The 19,172-nt window shown below is 71.4% G+C and carries 20 protein-coding genes; 6 read left to right on the top strand and 14 right to left on the bottom strand.

The window, feature by feature from the left end:
* Positions 1-174 precede the first annotated feature (174 nt).
* Positions 175-1,653: a purine-cytosine permease family protein gene (locus ACH35V_RS01740; protein ID WP_395969704.1), complete on the top strand. Its 1,479-nt coding sequence runs from the start codon at positions 175-177 to the stop codon at positions 1,651-1,653.
* A 14-nt stretch (positions 1,654-1,667) separates the two neighbouring features.
* Here ACH35V_RS01740 and ACH35V_RS01735 read toward each other — a convergent pair whose 3' ends face one another.
* The 10 genes from ACH35V_RS01735 to ACH35V_RS01690 are packed head-to-tail and all read right to left on the bottom strand — an operon-like array spanning position 1,668 to position 10,793.
* Positions 1,668-1,967 (bottom strand): YciI family protein, encoded by a 300-nt coding sequence (locus tag ACH35V_RS01735; RefSeq protein ID WP_395969703.1) that lies wholly within the window; start codon positions 1,965-1,967, stop codon positions 1,668-1,670.
* Positions 1,967-2,710: an SDR family NAD(P)-dependent oxidoreductase gene (locus ACH35V_RS01730; RefSeq protein WP_395969702.1), complete on the bottom strand. Its 744-nt coding sequence runs from the start codon at positions 2,708-2,710 to the stop codon at positions 1,967-1,969. Before ACH35V_RS01730 ends, ACH35V_RS01735 begins: the two co-directional genes overlap by 1 nt.
* Position 2,711: 1 nt before the next feature.
* Positions 2,712-3,524, bottom strand: a complete 813-nt coding sequence (locus tag ACH35V_RS01725) for a TIM barrel protein (RefSeq protein WP_395969701.1) — start codon at positions 3,522-3,524, stop codon at positions 2,712-2,714.
* Positions 3,525-3,570: 46 nt separating this feature from the next.
* A complete protein-coding gene (locus ACH35V_RS01720) occupies positions 3,571-4,914 on the bottom strand; it encodes a dihydroorotase family protein (protein ID WP_395969700.1) in 1,344 nt (447 codons plus the stop codon).
* The gene (locus ACH35V_RS01715; protein ID WP_395969699.1) at positions 4,911-5,801 is read right to left on the bottom strand and encodes a dipicolinate synthase subunit DpsA; all 891 of its coding nucleotides are present in this window, start codon (positions 5,799-5,801) and stop codon (positions 4,911-4,913) included. Before ACH35V_RS01715 ends, ACH35V_RS01720 begins: the two co-directional genes overlap by 4 nt.
* 22 nt (positions 5,802-5,823) lie before the next feature.
* Entirely contained in the window at positions 5,824-6,900 is a 1,077-nt protein-coding gene (locus ACH35V_RS01710; protein WP_395969698.1) for an NAD/NADP octopine/nopaline dehydrogenase family protein, read from the bottom strand.
* Positions 6,897-8,051: a mandelate racemase/muconate lactonizing enzyme family protein gene (locus ACH35V_RS01705; RefSeq protein WP_395969697.1), complete on the bottom strand. Its 1,155-nt coding sequence runs from the start codon at positions 8,049-8,051 to the stop codon at positions 6,897-6,899. The genes ACH35V_RS01710 and ACH35V_RS01705 overlap by 4 nt, the downstream gene beginning before the upstream one ends.
* A 15-nt stretch (positions 8,052-8,066) precedes the next feature.
* Positions 8,067-9,068 carry an isochorismatase family protein gene (locus ACH35V_RS01700; RefSeq protein ID WP_395969696.1) on the bottom strand — a complete coding sequence of 334 codons (1,002 nt, stop codon included), beginning with the start codon at positions 9,066-9,068 and terminating at the stop codon, positions 8,067-8,069.
* Positions 9,065-9,259 carry a 2-hydroxymuconate tautomerase gene (locus tag ACH35V_RS01695; protein WP_131968092.1) on the bottom strand — a complete coding sequence of 65 codons (195 nt, stop codon included), beginning with the start codon at positions 9,257-9,259 and terminating at the stop codon, positions 9,065-9,067. The genes ACH35V_RS01700 and ACH35V_RS01695 overlap by 4 nt, the downstream gene beginning before the upstream one ends.
* A 58-nt stretch (positions 9,260-9,317) precedes the next feature.
* Positions 9,318-10,793 (bottom strand): aldehyde dehydrogenase family protein, encoded by a 1,476-nt coding sequence (locus tag ACH35V_RS01690; RefSeq protein ID WP_395969695.1) that lies wholly within the window; start codon positions 10,791-10,793, stop codon positions 9,318-9,320.
* A 312-nt stretch (positions 10,794-11,105) separates the two neighbouring features.
* Between ACH35V_RS01690 and ACH35V_RS01685 the strand changes: the two genes are divergently transcribed.
* From ACH35V_RS01685 to ACH35V_RS01670, 4 genes are all read left to right on the top strand, one after another.
* Complete coding sequence (locus ACH35V_RS01685; protein WP_395969694.1) at positions 11,106-12,062, top strand: ABC transporter substrate-binding protein; 957 nt, start codon at positions 11,106-11,108, stop codon at positions 12,060-12,062.
* A 61-nt stretch (positions 12,063-12,123) separates the two neighbouring features.
* Entirely contained in the window at positions 12,124-12,903 is a 780-nt protein-coding gene (locus ACH35V_RS01680; RefSeq protein WP_395969693.1) for an ABC transporter ATP-binding protein, read from the top strand.
* Positions 12,900-13,691 (top strand): ABC transporter permease, encoded by a 792-nt coding sequence (locus ACH35V_RS01675; RefSeq protein WP_395969692.1) that lies wholly within the window; start codon positions 12,900-12,902, stop codon positions 13,689-13,691. Before ACH35V_RS01680 ends, ACH35V_RS01675 begins: the two co-directional genes overlap by 4 nt.
* Positions 13,692-13,715: 24 nt before the next feature.
* Entirely contained in the window at positions 13,716-14,684 is a 969-nt protein-coding gene (locus ACH35V_RS01670) for an ABC transporter substrate-binding protein (RefSeq protein ID WP_395969691.1), read from the top strand.
* Between the two features lie 75 nt (positions 14,685-14,759).
* Here the strand turns inward: ACH35V_RS01670 and ACH35V_RS01665 are convergent, their stop codons facing one another.
* Entirely contained in the window at positions 14,760-15,506 is a 747-nt protein-coding gene (locus ACH35V_RS01665; RefSeq protein ID WP_395969690.1) for an SDR family NAD(P)-dependent oxidoreductase, read from the bottom strand.
* Positions 15,507-15,540: 34 nt separating this feature from the next.
* Between ACH35V_RS01665 and ACH35V_RS01660 the strand changes: the two genes are divergently transcribed.
* Positions 15,541-16,761 (top strand): cytochrome P450, encoded by a 1,221-nt coding sequence (locus ACH35V_RS01660; RefSeq protein WP_395969689.1) that lies wholly within the window; start codon positions 15,541-15,543, stop codon positions 16,759-16,761.
* On the opposite strand, the gene ACH35V_RS01655 is transcribed toward ACH35V_RS01660, so the two are convergent.
* The 3 genes from ACH35V_RS01655 to ACH35V_RS01645 are packed head-to-tail and all read right to left on the bottom strand — an operon-like array spanning position 16,762 to position 19,086.
* The gene (locus tag ACH35V_RS01655) at positions 16,762-17,208 is read right to left on the bottom strand and encodes a VOC family protein (protein ID WP_395969688.1); all 447 of its coding nucleotides are present in this window, start codon (positions 17,206-17,208) and stop codon (positions 16,762-16,764) included.
* Positions 17,201-17,953, bottom strand: coding sequence for a 2-oxo acid dehydrogenase subunit E2 (locus ACH35V_RS01650; protein ID WP_395969687.1), 753 nt, complete (start codon positions 17,951-17,953; stop codon positions 17,201-17,203). The genes ACH35V_RS01655 and ACH35V_RS01650 overlap by 8 nt, the downstream gene beginning before the upstream one ends.
* A complete protein-coding gene (locus tag ACH35V_RS01645) occupies positions 17,953-19,086 on the bottom strand; it encodes a M24 family metallopeptidase (protein ID WP_395969686.1) in 1,134 nt (377 codons plus the stop codon). Before ACH35V_RS01645 ends, ACH35V_RS01650 begins: the two co-directional genes overlap by 1 nt.
* Positions 19,087-19,172: the final 86 nt, after the last annotated feature.

Raw genomic sequence — 19,172 nt, 5'->3', positions numbered from 1 at the left:
TGGTGGGGTTGCTTTGCAGGTGAGCGGCATGGGGTGACCGTTGTCACCTGGGTGCTTGGCCGGTAAGGTCTGCACATGTATTACATGTGACCAGTCTTGACCGGCGGGCTGGATCGCTCCTACGTTGCAGGCTCGCCGGGTCGCGGGAACGGGACAAGCGAGACGGGCAGGTACATGACGGACACTCAACACGTCGAAGCGGAGCTTGCCAAGAGGTACCGGCAGCCGAAGGGGGTCGAGCAGTTCGGGGCCGAGGTGGTTCCGGACGAGCTGCGGACCGTCCGGTGGTGGGACATCTTCGCCATGGTCCTGAACTTCGTCGTCAATCCCGGGACCATCGTGATCAGCGGTGCGCTGGTGGCCGCCGGGATGTCGCTGTGGGAGGCGACGCTCACCGGTTTCCTCAGCATCGTGGTCGGCTTCAGCGTCTACCTGGTCGCCGCCACGGTCGGGGTGGACTACGGGATCCCGGGCCTGGTGAGCATGCGGGCGGTGTTCGGTACCCGCGGCGCGGCCGTGACGTCGGTGCTGCGAGCGGTGTCCAGCGTGTACTGGTTCGCCTTCCAGACGGTCGCCGGCGGGGTGGGGATCGCGGCGGTGCTGCGTTCCCTGTTCGATCGGGAGATCTCGCAGACGTTGATCATCGTCTGCTTCGCCGTCTTCCAGATCCTGGTGGCCACGGTCGGCTACGGGTCGCTGAAGGTGCTGTCCCGGGTGGCCTTCCTGCTCAAGATCGCCTTCTCCGTGGTCATCGTCGTGATGCTGATGACCTATCCCAAGGAGAGCTTCCACCCCGACGCGGTGTTCTCCTTCGCCGGGACGGGACACGGGAAGGCCGCGCTGATCGCCCTGTGGACCACCAGCATGGCCGCGGCGTGGTTCTCCAACTTCACCGACTCGGCGGACTTCTGCCGCTATTCGCGCACCCGGGTCGACATGTGGATCGGCACCTTCCTGGCGGCGGTGGTCGGCCAGCTGATCTGCTCGTTCCTGGGCGGGTACGCCGTCGCGGCGGTGCTCGGCAAGAGCGAGAACGCCTTCGATGTGATCGTGACGGCGACGCAGGGCGCGGTCTGGCTGCTGGTGCTGATCCTGGTCTACATCGTCCTGGACAACTGGACGATCAACGTGCAGAACCTCTACACGGCGGGGCTGGCGATCACCACGCTCTTCTCCCGCGTCGGACGGTTCTGGGGGACCCTGGTCGTGGGCGTGATCGGGCTGGGCGCCTCGCTGGCACCCGGCCTGATCAGCGGATACACGGGGTACATGGAGAATCTGGCGAACCTGTTCGCGCCGATGGCCGGTGTCTTCGTCGCACACTACGTCGTCCTGCTGAAGACACGGCTGGACGTGCCCGCCCTGTTCCGTCCTGACTCGCGTTATGCGTATTGGCGGGGCTTCAACTGGGTCGCCCTGTTCTGGGTCGTTGTCGGGTACTTCATCAATAGGGCGGTGCCGACGCAGTATCTGAACATCGTCGTGACGGCGGTGACGGTCGGCGCGCTCTACCTGGCCTCTATGGCGGTGGCCCGGCGGCGGTGGCGGGTCGCGGCGGTCGGGTGCGAGCCCGTCCATCTGCGGGCGGGGGCGACGGTCGAGGGTCCGGCGCCGGCGGATCAGGCCCGTGAACCGGCCGGGCAGGGTGGCTGAAAGCCCCCATCGGCTCAGGTTCGGCGGCCGTTGCCGAAGATCGGGAGCAGGGGGTCTATCTGGACGGTGGCGAAGACGCCGGCGCGGGTGAACGGGTCGGCGGCGATGAACGCCTCTGCCGACTGCCGGTCTGGAACGTCCAGGACGAAGAGCTGGCCGCATCGGGTCGTGCCGTCCGGGTCCAGGAGGGGGCCGGAGAGTTCGATCAGGTCGGCGCGTTCGTCCACGTAGCGGCGGTGCTCGTCCAGGACGGACCGGCGCAGCGGGGCCGATTCCGGCACGTCCCGGCAGAGGACGACGTAGCGGACGGGCATCAGGCGGTGAACGCGGCGTCGATGGCGATCTCGGCGCCGGAGATGTACCGGCTGCCGTCCCCGGCCAGGAACAGGACCAGGTCCGCGATCTCGTCGGCGGTGCCGAGCCGGCCGGACGGGATGAGCCCGGCGAGCCGCGCCCGGTTCTCCGCGCCGCCCTCGATCATCGGGGTGTCGATGACGCCGGGGCAGATCGCGTTGACCCGGATGCCGGCGGAAGCGAGTTCCCAGGCGGCGGCGCGCGTCATGCCGCGGACGGCCCACTTGCTCGCGGCGTAGGCGAACGGCATGCCGCCGCCCTTGAGGCCCGCGGTGGAGCAGGTGTTGATGATCGAACCGCCGCCGGACTCCCGCATCAGCGGCGCCGCCGCGTGCATGCCCAGGTAGACGCCCGTCTGGTTGATCTCGACGACCCGGCGGTACTGCTCGGGGGACGTGTCGGCCAGGCCCGCGTGGAGCCAGACCCCGGCGTTGTTCACCAGGATGTCGACGCGGCCGTAGTCGGATCGGACGGTCGCCATGAGGTCAGACCAGGCCGCCTCGTCGGTGACGTCCAGGGGTAGGAAGCGGCCTGGGGTGGCGAGTTCGGCGCCCACCTTCTCCCCGGAGCCGCCTGGCAGGTCGGTCACGATGACGGTGGCGCCGTGGGACGCCAGCAGCCGCGCCTCGGCCGCGCCCTGGCCGGAGTACGAACCGGCTCCGGTGACGATGGCGATCTTCCCGTCCAGTCCGGAACGGTCCATATCAGGCTCCTTCAGGCGTGGCCCGGCGCGGGGCGGCGGGGAAGTACTCGTCGGCGGCCGCGACCGCGGTCTCGGGACGGCCGTCGCTGGGGACGGTCTCGAAGGTGATCGTCCCGTCCCAGCCGAGCCGGTCCAGGACGGCGCGGAGGTGCCCGAAGTCGACCTCGCCGGTGCCAGGCTCGTGCCGTCCCGGGACGCCGGCGACGTCGAACCGGGCCATCCAGGGCGCGGCGGCCTCCAGGTGGTCGGTGAGGCGGCCGCCGCACAGCTGCTGGTGGAAGACGTCGAACGCGACGCCGACCACCGGGTCCGCGATCTCGCGGGCGATCGTGACCACCGCCGGGACGTCGCCCCACAGGTAGCCGGGCAGGAACACGGTGTTGAGGTGCTCCAGGACGAGCGTCACCCCGCTGCCGCGCGCGAGATCGGCCGCGGCCGACACCGCCTCGACGCAGGCGCCGTGCAGGACCTCGGCGGGGAGCGGCGGCGACGGGACGACGCGTCCTTCGCTGATCGCGTTCGAGAAGATGTGCAGTTGGCGGGCGCCCGCGGCGACGGCGGCGTCCAGGGAGCGGGCGATCTCGTCCAGCACCGCCGTGCGCCCGGACGGGTCGCACAGCGGATGGTCCCGGTTGCCGAAGAAGCCGTTCACGCCGATGCCCGCTGTGCGGCAGGCGGCGGCTACGGCGTCTAGGTCGGAGGTCCGGCGGTCCCAGAGGTCGACCAGGTCGAACCCGGCGGCCCCGGCCGCACGCGCCCGTTCGGCGTACGGGCGGTCCCGCCACATCATCTCGATGGACACGGAGCGCAGCACGCCGCACCTCTCATTCGGAAACGTTCAGGCACCGCCACGGCCCTTCTCATTCGGGGACGTTCACGCACAGGCCGCGGCCCTGCTCGGAGTCGTCGCAGCGGCCGTCGGCGTAGACCTGGCGGCCGCGTGAGAACGTCATGACCGGCCAGCCCTTCAGCTTGTGGCCCTCCCACAGGCAGGTGCCCTTGCCGTCGTGGACGACGGGACGCTCCTCGTCCAGGTCGACCACGACCAGGTCGGCGTCCGCGCCGATCTGGATGGCGCCCTTGCGCGGGAGCAGCCCGAACCGGCGGGCCGGGTTGTAGGAGTTCATCCGCACCAGGTCGCTGAGCGGCAGGCCGCGCTCGTGCACGCCGTGGTGCAGCATCAGCGGCAGTTCCCAGGCGAAGGAGACGACGCCCGGCTTCTCCGTCCACAGGTCGCCGCCGTTCTTGCGGAACGGGACGTGGTCGGTGCCGATCGTGCCGATCGTGCCGCCGAGCAGGGCGCGCCACAGGCCGTCCTGCTCGTGCCGGTCGCGCAGCGGCGGGGAGATCTTGGCGCGGGCGTCGAGGTCGGGGTCGTAGGCGGTGCGGGTCAGGTAGTGCGGGCAGGTCTCGACGGTCACGTCCACGCCGCGGGCGCGGGCCTGCGCGGCGATCTCCGGGCCGCGTCCGACGGACGTGTGCACGATGTAGAGCGGGCAGCCGGTCAGCTCGGCGAGCTTGATGACCCGGACGATGGCCTCCTCCTCGACGAAGGACGGGCGCGACTCGGTGTAGGCGCCCAGGTCCTGCCGTCCGGTGGCCTTCATCTCCTCCTTGAGCATGGCCGCGAGCTCGGTGTTCTCGCAGTGCACCGAGACGACGCCGCGGGGAAGCTTGGCCGCCTCGCGCATCGCCCCGTACACCCAGGCGTCGGTGGACGAGCGGATCCCGATCGGGTTGCCCGGCTCGTAGCCCATGTGGCACTTGAACGACTGGACGCCGGTCTCGGCCGCGACCCGTGGAATGTCCGGGATGTGGTCCTCGCGCTGGATCCCCCAGTGGAACCCGAAGTCGATGGTCGACCGCGCCTCGCCGCGCGCCCGCCGCTCCTTGTAGAAGTCGACGTAGCCGCCGTTGGGGTTGCGCGTGAAAAGCAGCACGGTGGTCACGCCGCCGCTCGCGGCCGCGGCCGTCTCGGTGCGCATGTCGTCGTCGTAGTCGTAGTCGACGCCCAGGTGGCAGTGCGGGTCGATCACGCCGGGCATCAGGACGCGCCCGTCGAGGTCGATCTCCCGCGCGCCCGCGGGGAGGTCGCCGTCGGCGCCGACCGCGACGATGCGTCCGTCGCGCACCGCCACGCCGCCGTGGAACTCGCCGGTGTGGGTGACGACGCGTCCGCCGCGCAGAACGAGATCAGCTTTCACGATGTGCCCTCCTCGATCTCGGCGATCCGCCGGGAGATCCCCGACCACTGGCTGGCGCCGACCGTCACGGGGGCGCGGCGGCCCAGGCCGCGCGCCCAGACCGCCCGGTGCCCGAGGTCCCGCGCGGCGTCCAGGTCGATGCCGCCGGGCGGCGCGGCCAGGTCCATGACGAGGCTCGCCGGGGGCAGCGCCGCCAGGACCTTCCGGTCGACCACCCGCGTCGGGACGGTCGAGAACAGCATCGACAGCCCGGCGGCCCGCTCTGGCAGTTCGGAGAGCGGGTGCGGGACGCAGCCCGCGGAGAGCGCGTCGGCGCGCTGCACCGGGTTGCGGGCGAACAGGTGCACCCGCGCGCCGAGCAGGACGAGCGTCCGCGCGAGCAGGCGGCCGATGTTGCCGTGGCCGACCACGCCGACGTCGGCGGCGTGGATCGTCACGTCGGTCTCGGCGATGGCGAGCTGCAGCGCGCCCTCCACGATGGCCGGGCCGCGCAGCAGCATCAGCTCGGTGTCGTCCTCGTACTCGACGAGCGCGACGCTGTTCTCGGCGGCGGCCTTGCGCAGCCGCTCGTCCGACTGGCCGAGGATGATCTTCGCCCCGGGCGCGAGCCGGGACAGCAGCGCGGCGTCGGGCAGGATCGGCTCGGGGGACGCGGGCGCGAACAGGACGCCGTCGGACGCGATCCCCGGAATGGGGAACAGCGCGTAGTCGGCGCCGTCCAGGGCCTCGGCGGCCGACGCAGTGTGGACGACGCCCGCGATCCCGCCGTCCGGCCAAGGGAATCCGTAGGCGCGGACGGTCGCGCCGGTGGCGGCGGCGAGCCTGGCGATCTCTCGTTCGCGCTCGTCGCCGCCGACGACCGCGATCACTCGATGTGACAGTTCCATGTGTCCTCTCAGGCTCAAGGGTTCAGGCTCGTACGACGGCTAGGACGTCGGCTGTGTCGAGCCCTGTGAGGCCCAGGCGGGCGGCGTTCAGGCCCTCGGCCGACGGGTCGTCGCCGGTCGCGGTCGCGCCCAGCGTGAGCAGGGCGTTCGCGGTCGGGACGGGTACGCCTGCGATCCCGGCCAGGACGGTGAAGGGCAGCAGCCCGTACGGGAGGTCCTCCCGGTAGTAGCGGTGCGCGAACGAGCCGGGTGCTGCGATCTCTCGGTTGGCCGTCCCGCCGCGTACCGCGCCGACCACGTCGCCGCGTTCCGCCGCGACCGGGTCAGCCGTGCCGATCGCGGTCATCTCCGCGAGCAGTCCCGGTAGTGCGTGACCGAATGCGTGGCCCACGGCGCGGCGTTCGCCGTCGAGTGCCTCCAGGACGCGGGCGACGCCGGGCGTCATGCCCTCGACGTAGAACGTGAAGCCGCCGCGCGTCGCCTCGACCCAGGCGGCCCCCAGCACCGCGCCCGGCGGATGTAGCACCAGGTTCACGTTGGACAGGCTGGACGCGAGGACGTCCTGCACCGCCGTCGCACCCCGGAAGAGCCGCAGCGCGTGGTCGAGCGCCTCGTCCCCTCCCGGCAGGCATGCGGCTCGGACCGTTCCGGCCCGTCCGGTGGTGACCACGGTTCCGGAGCGGACGCGCGCCACATAGGTCAGCGTGGAGAACTCGGCCAGCGGCGGGAGCTTCGTCCCGTGCTCGGCGAAGACGGCGCGGGCGTGCAGCGCTCCCCCGGTGTGCCCGGGGTTGAGCACGACCGGGACCTGGACGGGCAGGCGGGCCAGGTCCGCGAACAGCGCCCGGTGCGCGATGCTCGGCAGGCAGACGACCGCGGCCTCGGCGCCGCGCAGCGCATCGGCCAGATCGGTCGTCATGACCTCCGGGACGGCCTCGCCCGTCCCGAACACCCCGGCGTACGCGACGGCCCCGCGCTCGACGTGCGGCGCCAGCGTCATCGGGTTGCGGTTCCACAGGCGCACGTCATGCCCGGCCAGGGTGAGCTCGACGGCGGCCGAGAGCCCGCCCGCCCCGGCCCCGAGCACCGCGACCCTCATACCCGGTACTTGTCGATCTTCGCGCGGTCGACCTCGATGCCGAGGCCGGGGCCGTCCGGCGTCATGACCTGGCCGTCGGCGAACCGGAACGGCTCGGTGATCAGGTCGTCGAGGTAGTAGATCCCGGCGATGTCCGGGCCGTCCGACCCGGCGGGCCTGGACACCGGGCACACGCTCGGCAGCGTGGCGATGCGGAGCGCGGCGCCCAGCTGGAGGTTGGCGGCGTTGCCGATGCCGGTCTCGATGGAGCCGCCGATGTCGCAGTACATGCCGAGGTCCTCGGCGATCTCGGCCTGCCGCCGCGCCCGGTAGAGGCCGCCGGGCTTGGTGACGTAGCAGGAGAAGCAGGCGGCCGCGTCGAGGTCGTGCAGTTCCAGGATGTCGTGGACGGTCCAGGCCGACTCGTCCGCCATGACCGGGCTGTCGATCCGGGACGCCACCCGCGCCAGGTCGCGCGCGCCCGCCAACGGCTGCTCGCAGAGCAGGATGCCGTGCTCCTCCTGCCGCCGCGTCACCTCGATCGCCTGGTGGACGGACGCGTACCCCTCGTTCCCGTCCACCCGGATCTTGACGTCGTCGCCGAGGCGGCGGCGCAGCTCGCGCACCAGCGTGACGTCGCGTTCGGGGTCCAGGCCGGTCTTGCACTTGATGGTCCGCGCGCCCTCGGCGACGGCCTGCTCGGCCTCGGCGTAGCAGCGGTCCAGGTCCATGATGCCGAGCGAGTGCGCGACCTCGATGCCGTCGCGGTGCCGTCCGCCGAGCAGGGTGGAGACGGGGACGCCGAGCGCCTTGCCCGCCGCGTCGTAGCAGGCGACGTCGATGGCGGCCTTGGCGTACGGGTGGCCCTTGACCACCTTGCCCATGCGGGCGTGCAGCACGCCGGGCTCGGCGGGGTCGAGGCCGGTGACCGCGTGCCGCAGGTGGTCCAGGACGATGTGCCGGACGGTCTCCGGCGTCTCCCCGTAGTACCGCATGTGCGCGCCGCCCCAGGTGCCGCCGGCGGGCGCCTCGCCCCAGCCGGTGACGCCCTCGTCGGTGGTCAGCTCGACGATGGCGTGGTGCCCGATGGGCGTGTTCATCTTCGAGGCCCAGTTGTGGTCCCGGCGGGCGGGCAGCCGCACCAGGTGGACCTGGATGTCGTTGATCTTCAAGGGGTCTCCCCGGGGTCAGGGCGTGGACGGTTCGACTTCGGCGAGCTCGATCTCATGGCCGTCGGGGTCGGCGACGTAGACGGTGTGTCCGTACGGGCCGGGACCCGGGCCGCGCACGATGCGGTGCCCGGCGGCGCGGGCGCGTTCGGCGATCCCGTCGACGTCGCGCGCGGAGAAGCACAGGTGCTGCAGCGTGCCGCCCGCGCCGGTGCCGCCCTCGGTGAGGCCGAGCCCCTGGTGGGTGACGACCAGGCGGCGCCCGTCGCGGAAGTCCTCCCGCTTGCGGACGGTGAAGCCCAGGACGTTCGTGTAGAAGTCGACGGAGGCGTCCAGGTCGACCGCCTCCAGCAGCAGGTGATGGACCTGCAAGGCGCGCGGCGTCGCCGCCCGCTCCAGCCAGGACGCCACATCGTCGCTGGTCGCCAGGACGCCGAGATACTGCGCCCACACGGCTTCGGCGGTGGCCGTCCACTCGGGCCGGACGGCGGCGATCCCGTCGGTGACCGCGACGACGTCGTAGTCGCGCAGGTACGCCTCGCGCAGCGTCGTCTCCACGCAGGCATTGGCGGTGACGCCCGCGACGAACAGGCCCTGCACGCCGAGCATGTCCAGCAGCGACTGCAGCCGGGTCTCGTAGAACGCGCCGAACCTGTGCTTGGTCACGACGTAGGTGGGGTCGTCAGCGAGGTCGGACAGCTCGTCGACGAATGCGGCGTCCCAGGTGCCCGACAGCGCGGACACGCGCTTGCGCTTGCTGGTGTGGGACGGCAGCACCTTGCGGGCCCGCGCGGAATCGGCTTCGAGGTGGACCTGCTTCGTCCAGATCACCGGCAGCCCCGCCGCGCGGAACGCCTCCGCCAGCCGCCTGACCGGCTCGATCGTGGCCTGGGCGGGCTTGACGTCCACGCCCGACACGCCCAGCGTGCCCTCGTCGTGGACGAAGGCGTTCTGCATGTCGATCAGGAGCAGCGCCGTGTTCTCCGGGATGAGCGCGTCCAGCACGTTCTCGTCGCTCATGCGTCGGTCCTGTCGGTGCCGAGGACGCCCGCGCGGGCCCAGTTCTCCTTCGGGTACTCCTGGATGGCCACGTGCAGCCCGTCCGGGCGCGCCCCCGCGTGCTCGACCATGGCGTCGGTGATGGCCTTGGCCAGCGCGCGTTTCTGGTCGACGGTGCGCCCCTCCCACAGGTGCACGGTGACGAACGGCATCGGCGTTCTCCTTCAGGTGTCGCGGTGATTGCGTGCGGGTCGGGCTCGGGTCGGGCGGTTACCAGAGGGTCGGGCTGGAATCGAAGTTCAGGTGCTTGGTCTCGGTGAACTCGGCGATCCCCTCGACGCCCTGCTGGCGGCCCAGCCCCGACTTCTTGAACCCGCCGACCTCGGCCTCGCCGTAGAAGTGGTGGTAGGTGTTGATCCACACGGTGCCCGCGCTGACCGCGCGTCCGACCCGCCAGGCGCGGTCGAGGTTGGTGGTCCAGATCCCGGCAGCGAGCCCGAACTCGGTGTCCTCGGCCAGCGTGATCGCCTCGTCCTCGTCCGCGAAGCCCTGGACGGTCAGCACCGGCCCGAAGATCTCCTCCTGGACGAGCCGCGAGTCGCGGGCCAGCCCGCCGACCAGCGTCGGCGCGACGAACGCGCCCTCGGGCAGGCCGCCGGGCAGCGCCGCCTCCGCCAGGATGTCGCCCTCCTTGCGGCCGAGCTCGATGTAGTCGTTCACCTCGCGCTGCTGGCCGCGCGACACCACAGGCCCGATCTGGGTGGACGGGTCCAGCGGGTCGCCGAGCCGCAGGGCACGGGTCCGTTCGGCAAGCCGTCCGACGAACTCCTCGCGCACTGACTCTTCGACAAGGAGCCGGCTGCCGGCGGTGCAGATCTGACCGGTGGTGGTGAAGACCGCGTTGAGGGCGCCTTCGACGGCCTTGTCCATGCGGGCGTCGGCGAAGACGATGTTGGGCGACTTGCCGCCCAGCTCCAGCGAGACCTTGCGCAGGTCGTCGGCGGCGCGCTTCATCACGCCCACGCCGGTGCCGGTCTCGCCGGTGAAGGCGATCATGTGCACGTCGGGATGGCCGACGAGCGCGTCGCCGGTGACGCCGCCCGACCCGACCGCGCAGCCGAGGATCCCGGCCGGCAGGTCGGGGTCGGCGGCGAGCGGCGCCAGCGCCTCGACGGTGACGGCCGGGGTGAGGCTGGCGGGCTTGACGACGCAGGCGTTGCCGGCGGCCAGGGCCGGGGCGAGGGCCCGGACCAGCAGGACGAGCGGCCAGTTCCAGGGCGTGATGATCCCGACGACGCCGATCGGCTCGCGCAGCACCACGCCGTGGGCGTGGTCGCCGAGCGCGATCGAGCGGCCGTAGAGGGTGCGGGCCATGCCCGCGTAGAACTCGACCATTTCGGCGGAGCTCAGCACTTCGTTGCGGGCCTCGCCGATCGTCTTGCCCTGCTCGCGGGTGAGCAGGACGGCGAGCCTGTCCGCGTTGGCGCGCAGCGCCTCGGCGTAGCGGAACAGGACCCGGGCGCGGATCGCGCCGTCGTTGCGCCACCGGGCGGTGCGGAACGCGTGGCGGGCGCGTCCGACCAGCTCCTCGACGTCGGCGGGCGTGGACGTGGCCAGCACCGCGACCGTCTCGCCGGTCGTCGGGTCGGTGGTGACCAGTTCCGGGCCGCCGGCGCGGAAGAAGGAGTGGTCCGCGGCGGGGAGCCGAAGCGGTGTCCAGTCCGGGCGATGAGGGGTTTCGGACATGGGCTGATCCCTTCCGGGCGGATTCAGGACCGTCCGTAACGGCTTTGTTAACGATGCCTTGGGGGGTTGCCAACGTGTGGTTGCTGACCTACACAATGCATATCACACATCAGGCCAGTGGTACATGTCCTACCAGTTGCGATGGAGACGTCCGATGTCTCCCCTGCACCCTGGCCGGAGAGAGGAAGCATGGCCTTCCCACGCCCCCGCAAGCCGTCGCCCCACCCGACCACCCCGAACCGAACCCCACCGACCCGAACCTCACGGCACCGAACCCCACGGAACCGACAGGCCGTTCCGCCTCGCCGGAAGGTGACCGCCGCCGTCGTGCTGCTGGCGGTCCTGGCGCCGGTCGCCGCGGGCTGCGCTCGCGAGGGGACGGGGTCCGGGCCGGTGACGATCCTCGCCAACTGGTTCCCCCAGGCCGAGCTGGGCGGCTACTTCCACGCGGCGGAGCAGAAGCCCGGCGAGGGGTCCAAGGAGCGGCCGATCAAGGTGCTGCCCGGCGGACCTGGCATCCAGACGATCCCCCAGGTCGCCGCGGGCAAGGCCGTCTTCGGGGTGGCGACCGGCGCGGACGACCTGCTCGTCGCGCGCCGCGAGGGCCTGCCGATCGTGGCGGTGTTCGCCCCGTTCCGGGCCAACATCACCTGCCTGACCGCGCACGCGAGCGCGGGGCTCAAGGGCTTCGCCGACCTGGACGGACGGCGGGTGGCCAAGGTGCAGAGCCGCCCCTGGTGGGAGTACCTCAAACGGCACTACAAGCTGGACCGCGTCCAGGAGATCAACTACACCGGCTCGCTGGCGGCGTTCAAGAAGGACAAGACGCTCGTCCAGCAGTGCTACGTGACGTCCGAGCCGTTCTACCTCAAGCGCGACGGCGTCCCGGTCACCACGCTGTCGATCTCCGACCAGGGCGGCTACGCCGCGTACAGCAACGTGCTGTTCACCACCGAGGAGACCATCAAGCGCGACCCCGACCTGGTCCGGTCGGTGGTGGCGCGGGTCGCGCGCGGCTGGGGCGCCTTCGGCGCCGACCCCGCGATCGGCAAGCAGGCGATCATCGCCGCCAACAAGGACACCGACCCCGGCGTCGTCGACTTCGCCGCGCAGGTGATGCGGTCCGGGCGCTGGGTCTCCTCCCCTCCCGGCTCGATGACCGAGGCGCAGTGGCTGCGGATCCGTGACCAGGTCGCCGAGGCCGGGCTCGTCCCGCGCTCCACCGACGTGAAGGGGGCCTTCACGACCCAGTTCCTCCCGTCCCAGTGACGGCGCGTCCGATGTCCCACCCGTAACAGGAGATCAACTCCAGAAAGGCGGTGTACGGCTCATGGCCCATCAGGAGGCATCCCCGCCCCCGGCCGAGGTGTCCGCAGCCGCACGGCTCCGCGTGCGCGCGGTGGCCAAGACCTTCCCGAACGGGACCGAGGCGCTCGCCCCGGTCGATCTCGACATGGCCGAGGGCGAGTTCGTGAGCCTGCTCGGCCCGTCCGGCTGCGGGAAGTCGACCCTGCTGCGCATCATCGCCGGGCTGACCGAGCCCAGCGCGGGAACGGTCGAACTCCCCGACGAGCACCGCAGGGCGTTCGTGTTCCAGGACCCCACGCTGCTGCCGTGGCGGACCGTCGAACGCAACGCCCGGCTGCTCCTCGAACTGGAAGGCGTCCCGAAGGAGGAGAGGGTCGAACGAGCCGCGGCGGCGCTGAAGATGGTCGGCCTCGCCGGCTTCGAGAGGTCCTACCCGCGCAACCTGTCCGGCGGCATGCGGATGCGGCTGTCGCTGGCCAGGGCGCTCGCGCTGCGCCCGAAGTTCTTCCTGATGGACGAGCCGTTCTCGGCGCTCGACGAGATCACCCGCGAGACCCTCCAGGACGAGCTGCTGCGCATCTGGGGCGCCGAGGGGTTCACCTCGGTCTTCGTCACCCACAACCTGTACGAGGCGATCTACCTCTCGCACCGGGTGGTCGTGATGTCGCCGCGCCCCGGCCGGGTCGAGCGGATCTTCGAGATCCCCTTCGAGTTCCCCCGCTCCCCCACCCTGCGCGAAACCCCGGAGTTCTCGGCGCTCGGCGCCGAGGTCGCCGCCTGCCTGAGGGAGGTCTCCCGTTGAACAGCAAGATCCTGCGCACCGCAGGCCCGCCGGCGCTGGTCTTCGTCCTGGTCATCGGCGGCTGGTGGCTGTTGTCGGCGACCGTGTACGGCTCGACGAACTACCTGCTGCCGCGTCCGAACGCGGTGTACCAGGCCGCCGTCGACAACGCCGGGACGCTGCTGTCCGGCCTGCGGATCACGTTCGTGGAGGCGGCGGCCGGGTTCCTGCTCGCCATCGTCGTCGGGATGGTCGGCGCGATCGTGATGAGCCTGGCCAAGCCGCTGGAGCGCAGCTTCTACCCGTACGCGGTGCTGCTGCAGACCGTCCCGATCGTCGCGGTGGCGCCGGTGATCGTGCTGTGGTTCGGCTACAACCAGACCTCGGTGATCGTGATCTCGTTCATGATCTCGGTGTTCCCGATCCTCAGCAACACGCTGCTGGGGCTGCTGTCGGCCGACCGCAACCACCTCGACCTGTTCCGCATGCACACCGCGACCCGCCGGGTGCAGTTCCTCAAGCTGCGGCTGCCCGGCGCGCTGCCCAACATCTTCGCCGGGCTGCGCGTCTCGGCCGGGCTGTCGGTGATCGGCGCGATCGTCGGCGAGTTCATCATCGGCTCCGGCGGCCAGGAGGGCGGCCTCGGCGTGAAGGTCATCTTCGCGCAGTCCCGGCTGGCGACCGCGCTGCTGTTCGCGGAGGTGCTGGCGGCGACGCTGCTGGGCTTCGCGTTCTTCCTCACCGTGTCCGTCCTCGGCAACCGGCTGCTGCGCTCCTGGCACGAGTCCGCCATGCGCGACGACGCCTGAGCCGACACCCGAAAGGCACTTTCCATGAAGAGAATCGGCATCAAGGCCGTCGCCGCGGTGGCGCTGCTCGCCGCGTCCGCCGGATGCGCCGGGCAGGCAGCGGGCGGCGCCGGCACCAAGGACCCCGTCATCCTGACCAACTGGTTCGCCCAGGCGGAGCAGGGCGGCTACTGGCAGGCCGCCGCCGAGCAGCCCGCCAAGAGCGATGGCGTCACCATCAACGTCAAGCAGGGCGGGCCGAGCATCCAGACGATCCCGCAGGTCACGTCCGGGCAGGCCACGTTCGGCGTGGGCAACGCCGACGAGGTGCTGGTCGCCCGCAAGAACGGCCTGCCCATCGTCGCGGTCGCCGCGGGCTTCGACACCAACCTGCAGTGCATGATGTTCCACAAGCCGGCGGGCATCAGGACGTTCAAGGACCTGAACGGCCACATGGTCGCCCGCACGCCCAGCCCCTACTGGGACTTCCTCAAGCACCAGTACGGCCTGAGCAAGGTCAAGGAGATCAACAACACCGGTTCGCTCGCCGACTACAAGCGGCAGCAGGGCTTCGTCCAGCAGTGCTTCGTCACGTCCGAGCCGTACACGGCGCGCAAGGAGGGCGTGAAGGACTTCGCGATGCTCAGCGTCGCCAAGGACGGCGGTTACAACCCGTACGGGAACCTGCTCTTCACCACCGAACGCGTGATCAACGAGAACCCGGAGCTGGTGAAGCAGGTGGTCGCGGCGGTCGTCCAGGGCTGGAAGAACTTCAACTCCGACCCGAGCAAGGCGAAGGCGCTCGTCCAGAAGACCAACCCGGACAGCGTCCCGGACGCGTTCGACTTCGCCGCCAAGACGATCCGGGAGGGCGGCTACCTGGGCGGCAAGCCCGGCTCGATGACCGACGAGCGGTGGAAGACCCTGCGCGACCAGCTCGGCGCGGCCGGCGTCGTGCCGAAGGACTTCGACTACGGCAAGGCGTTCAGCACGAAGTACCTGCCCGAGGGATGAGCCCCGGCGGCCCCGGCGGCCCGAAGGAGGATCGCCGGGGCCGCCGGAACCATCCGCGTCAGGGGACCGGCCGGCTCAGAAGGCGCCCATGTTGGCTCCGCCGTTGACCAGCAGGGTCTGGCCGGAGACGATCCGCGCGCCCGGCCCGCACAGGTAGCAGATGGCCTGGGCGATGTCCTCGCTGGTGATCGGCTCGGTCAGGCACTGGCCGCCGACGACCTCGTCCCAGCCGTCCGGCCCGAGCGCCGCAAGGACGTCCGGGGTCTGGACGGCGCCTGGCGCGACGGCGTTCACCGCGACCCCGGACGGCCCGAGTTCACGGGCCAGCGCCCGCGTCATGCCCACGATCGCCGCCTTGGCGGTCACGTAGTGCAGGAAGTTCGCCATCCCGAACACGGCGGTGTCGGAGCTGAGGTTCACGATGCGCCCGCGCCGCGCGTCCCGCATCGGGGACGCGACCGCCTTCGCGCACAGGAAGGCCGAACGGACGTTGCTCTCCACCACCCGGTCCCACGTCGCCGCGCCGATCTCCCAGAACGGCACCCGGTCCACCCCGACGTGCAGGCCCGCGTTGTTCACCAGGACGTCGACGCGCCCGTACCTGGACAGCACCTCGCCGATCGCCCCGTCCACCTGCGCCTCGTCGCACAGGTCGGCGACCGCGCCGAACCCCGCCCCGGTCTCCTCGACCGCGGCGGACGGATCGGCCACGTCCAGCAAAGCCACGGTCGCGCCCAGCTCGGCCAGGCGCCGGGCCGTGCACCGGCCCAGCGCGCCCGCGCCGCCGGTGACCACCGCGACCTGTCCCTCGAAATCCGTCATGACCATTCCTTTCGAACAATTGGAGAATCCGCTGATGGAGGCGCCTGCCGACCCCGGCTACGACCCGTTCTCGGACGCCCAGCTGGACGACCCCTACGGTTTCTTCGCGCTCGCCCGCGAGACGGCCCCGGTGTTCTATTCCGGGCTGATCGACCACTGGGTGGTCACGGGGCGCGACGACATCCTGTCGATCTTCATGGCGCCCGATTCGTACTCGGCGGGCAACACGATCCAGCCGATCACCGAGCTGAGCGAGGGCGCCCGGCGCGTCCTGGACGAGGGCGGCTGGGGGCTCGTCCCCGCGCTCGGCAACAACGACCGGCCGGACCACACCCGGTTCCGCCGGAACGTCGGCAAGGCGTTCACGCCCCGCCGGGTGGCGCGGCTCGAACCGTTCATCACGGCGAGCGCGCACGCCGCCCTCGACGGGCTCCGTCCCGGCGACGATCTCGTCGGCGCGTTCCTGGAGGACCTGCCGGCGCGGGTCATCCTGCACCTGCTCGGCATCCCGGAGGACGGCGTCGCGACCGTCCGGGAGGGGGCGCGCAACCGGGTGCGCTTCATCTGGGGACGCCTCACCCCCGCCGAACAGGAGGAGCTGGCCGCCGCGATGGTGCGGTTCTGGGACTACCTGCGGGCGTTCGTGGACGACCGCCTGGCCGCGCCGCGCGACGACCTGACCAGCGCGCTGCTCGCGGTCCGCGACGGCGACGACGGCGTGTTCACGCTGGACGAGATCTGCAGCGTGCTGTTCGCGTTCCTGACCGCCGGGCACGAGACCACCTCCAGCCTGCTGACGAACGGGGTGCGGCGGCTGCTGGAGCAGCCGGGGACCTGGCGGGCGCTGCACGCCGACCCGGACCTGGTGGACGGCGCCGTGGAGGAGGTCCTGCGGTTCGACAGCTCGGTCGTCGCGTGGCGGCGGCGGGCGCTGCGGGACGTCACCGTCGGCGGCGTCGAGATCCCGTCCGGGGCGCAGGTCCTGCTGCTGCTCGGCGCCGCCAACCACGACCCCGGGACGTTCGAGGCCCCGGAGTCGTTCGACATCCGCCGGGAGAACGCCTCGGACCACCTCAGCTTCGGCCGCGGAATCCATTTCTGCCTGGGCGCGCCGCTGGCGCGGCTGGAGGCCCGGACGGTGCTGAAGGTCCTCACCGAGCGCCTTCCCGATGCCCGGCTGGTCGATCCTCAGCGGTTCGACTTCGTCCCGAACATCGCGTTCCGCGCGCCCCGACGGCTCCTCGTCGAATGGTGATCAAGGACGCCAGGAGAGCAGCTCGATCAGCGCGCCCCAGGGAGTGGTGATGAACGCGTTGGACATCCCGGGGGTGGGCCCGTCCTCGAACGTGACGGGCCGCCCCACGACCCCGACACCCGGAACGGCCGCGAGCGCAGCCAGCGCCCCAGCCAGGTCGTCCACCTCGATGCCAAGGTGGGTGCCCCCCGGCAGATCCGCGCGAGGAGGCATTCCTGTCGCCTCCGGCGACCACCATTGGATCAGCTCGACCCTGGCGCCGCCGATGTCGAGCATGGCCAGCGTGAACGCGGCGTCGTCCGGCGCTCCGAGGCGGCCGGCGCCGCCGTCCACGCGCGGCAGGCGGAACACCTCCCGCGCCGCGAAGTGGACGGTGAGGAACGCCACGGCGGCGTCCAGGTCGGGGACGGACATGCCGACGTGGTCCAAGGTCTTCTTGTCAGCCATCGGCGATCTCCAGGTCGGCGGCCCAGATCGGGCGTCCTTCCAGGCCGTCCTTCACCGCGGTCAGGAACCGGGCGGCGTCGGCGCCGTCCACCAGCCGGTGGTCGTAGGTCAGGCACAGGTAGGCCATGTCGCGGATCTCGACGCGCTCGTCCGCCCCGGCGCCGACGGCGACGGGACGGCGCTCGACCTTGCCGACCGCGAGGATCCCGGTCTCGGGGGCGTTGAGGATCGGGGTGTCCAGCAGGGAGCCGCGCGATCCGGTGTTGGTGATGGTGAACGTCCCGCCCTGGACGTCGGACGGGCGCAGCTTCCGGTCGCGGGCGCGCAGGGCGACGTCGGCGATGCCGCGCGCCAGGCCCGCGACCGTCAGCAGATGGGCGTCCTTGACGTTGGGCACCATGAGCCCGCTGCCGGTGTCGACCGCGAAGCCGAGGTTGACGCGGCGGTGGTAGGCGGCGGTGCCCTCGTCCACGTCGATGGTCGCGTTCAGCATCCGGTGCTCGGGCAGCGCGCGGCACACGGCCGCGGCGACCACCGCGAGCGGGGACAGCGACACGCCGTGCACGGCGCGGAACCGCTCCCCGTGCGCGGCACGCGCCGCCATCACCGGCCCGAAATCGACTTCGAGCGCGCTCGTGAGCTGCGCGGATCCGGCCAGACTCTGCTGCATCCGGGCGGCGATGACCTTGCGGACCCGGCTGAGCTTCTCGACTTCGACGTCCTCGGTGGCGGTCTCGGTGGACATCACGCCTCGATCCTGAAGAGCTCGTCGGTGTCGGTGACGTCCGACAGGAGGCGGCAGCCGTCGTCCTCGACGGCGACCATGTCCTTGATCTGCATGCCGAAGCCGTGTCCGCTGCGGTAGACGAGCGGCTCCATGCCGAGGACCATGCCCGCCCGCAGCGGCTCCTCCCCGTACGGGCCGAGGTAGGGACGCTCGTGCAGGTTGACGCCGATGCTGTGCCCGACGAAGCCGATCGGCGGCATGCCGAGCTGCTCGAACTCGGCGAGGAACGTCGCGTACACGTCCCGGGCGACGGCGCCGGGACGGATCGACTCCCGGACGAGGTACTTGCACCTGACCAGGTTCTGGTAGATCCGCTCGGCCTCGGGCGGCGGGTCGCCCACCACGGCGGTGCGGCAGACGCCCGCCTGGTAGCCGTCCAGGACGGAGAAGATCTCGACGCGGCAGACGTCGCCGGGCTTGAGGACGCGGGCGGTCGGCCCGACGTTGGGCAGCTGGCTGCGCTCCCCGGTCGCCACGATCATCAGCTTGAACTGCTGCGCGCCCTGCTCGTAGACGGAGCGGGTGAGGGCGGCGGCGATGTCCATCTCGGTGTCGCCCGCGCGGACCGCGCGCAGCGAGTCGCCGATGGCCTGGTCGGAGATGCGCGACAGCCGGGTCAGGAGTTCCCGTTCCCGGGGCGTCTTGACCTGCCGGGCCTGGGCGATGAGGTCGTCGGCGGCCCGCAGCGCGGTGCCCGGCAGCGCGCGGGTGAGGGCGCCGTGGTCGGTCACCGAGAGGTAGCCGAGCTCGATGCCGACCGTCCCGCCGGCGAGGCCGAGGTCGCGGAGCAGGCCGGCCAGCGCGCCCATCGGGTCGCCGGTGAACTCGGCCCAGACGCGCACCTCCAGATCGGGGCGGGCGGCGCGGACCGTCGACTCCTCCATGTCGACGCAGACCATCGCCTCGCGGGCGTCGGCGGTGACGACGTGGGCGGCGTGCCGCCAGCGCATCAGCGGCTGGGACGGGACGACGAACCCGGCGGCGTAGGCGACGTTCTCCGGGGACAGGCAGACGACGGCGTCCAGCCCCGCCTCCGCCGCGCGCTCCGCGAGCCCGCGGGCGATCTGATCGGACGCGGCCGAACCGGCCATGTGCACCCTCCCTCTGGAGCAACTGGTATTACGACAGATATGATATGACTGATGAGTTCCACGTCAAGAGCGCACGTCAAGGAGCC

Source organism: Actinomadura sp. 1N219 (genome assembly GCF_044326405.1).
Taxonomy (GTDB): domain Bacteria; phylum Actinomycetota; class Actinomycetes; order Streptosporangiales; family Streptosporangiaceae; genus Spirillospora.
The sequence above is the reverse complement of the archived record's forward strand: the minus strand, read 5'-3'. Positions and strand labels throughout refer to the sequence as shown.

Coding starts and splice junctions, on each gene's coding strand:
- ACH35V_RS01650 (WP_395969687.1), bottom strand. CDS start 17,953: ATGTCCACCGAGACCGCCACCGAGGACGTCGAAGTCGAGAAGCTCAGC.
- ACH35V_RS01695 (WP_131968092.1), bottom strand. CDS start 9,259: ATGCCGTTCGTCACCGTGCACCTGTGGGAGGGGCGCACCGTCGACCAG.
- ACH35V_RS01690 (WP_395969695.1), bottom strand. CDS start 10,793: ATGTCCGAAACCCCTCATCGCCCGGACTGGACACCGCTTCGGCTCCCC.
- ACH35V_RS01660 (WP_395969689.1), top strand. CDS start 15,541: ATGGAGGCGCCTGCCGACCCCGGCTACGACCCGTTCTCGGACGCCCAG.
- ACH35V_RS01670 (WP_395969691.1), top strand. CDS start 13,716: ATGAAGAGAATCGGCATCAAGGCCGTCGCCGCGGTGGCGCTGCTCGCC.
- ACH35V_RS01645 (WP_395969686.1), bottom strand. CDS start 19,086: ATGGCCGGTTCGGCCGCGTCCGATCAGATCGCCCGCGGGCTCGCGGAG.
- ACH35V_RS01710 (WP_395969698.1), bottom strand. CDS start 6,900: ATGAGGGTCGCGGTGCTCGGGGCCGGGGCGGGCGGGCTCTCGGCCGCC.
- ACH35V_RS01665 (WP_395969690.1), bottom strand. CDS start 15,506: ATGACGGATTTCGAGGGACAGGTCGCGGTGGTCACCGGCGGCGCGGGC.
- ACH35V_RS01700 (WP_395969696.1), bottom strand. CDS start 9,068: ATGAGCGACGAGAACGTGCTGGACGCGCTCATCCCGGAGAACACGGCG.
- ACH35V_RS01730 (WP_395969702.1), bottom strand. CDS start 2,710: ATGGACCGTTCCGGACTGGACGGGAAGATCGCCATCGTCACCGGAGCC.
- ACH35V_RS01740 (WP_395969704.1), top strand. CDS start 175: ATGACGGACACTCAACACGTCGAAGCGGAGCTTGCCAAGAGGTACCGG.
- ACH35V_RS01680 (WP_395969693.1), top strand. CDS start 12,124: ATGGCCCATCAGGAGGCATCCCCGCCCCCGGCCGAGGTGTCCGCAGCC.
- ACH35V_RS01655 (WP_395969688.1), bottom strand. CDS start 17,208: ATGGCTGACAAGAAGACCTTGGACCACGTCGGCATGTCCGTCCCCGAC.
- ACH35V_RS01735 (WP_395969703.1), bottom strand. CDS start 1,967: ATGCCCGTCCGCTACGTCGTCCTCTGCCGGGACGTGCCGGAATCGGCC.
- ACH35V_RS01715 (WP_395969699.1), bottom strand. CDS start 5,801: ATGGAACTGTCACATCGAGTGATCGCGGTCGTCGGCGGCGACGAGCGC.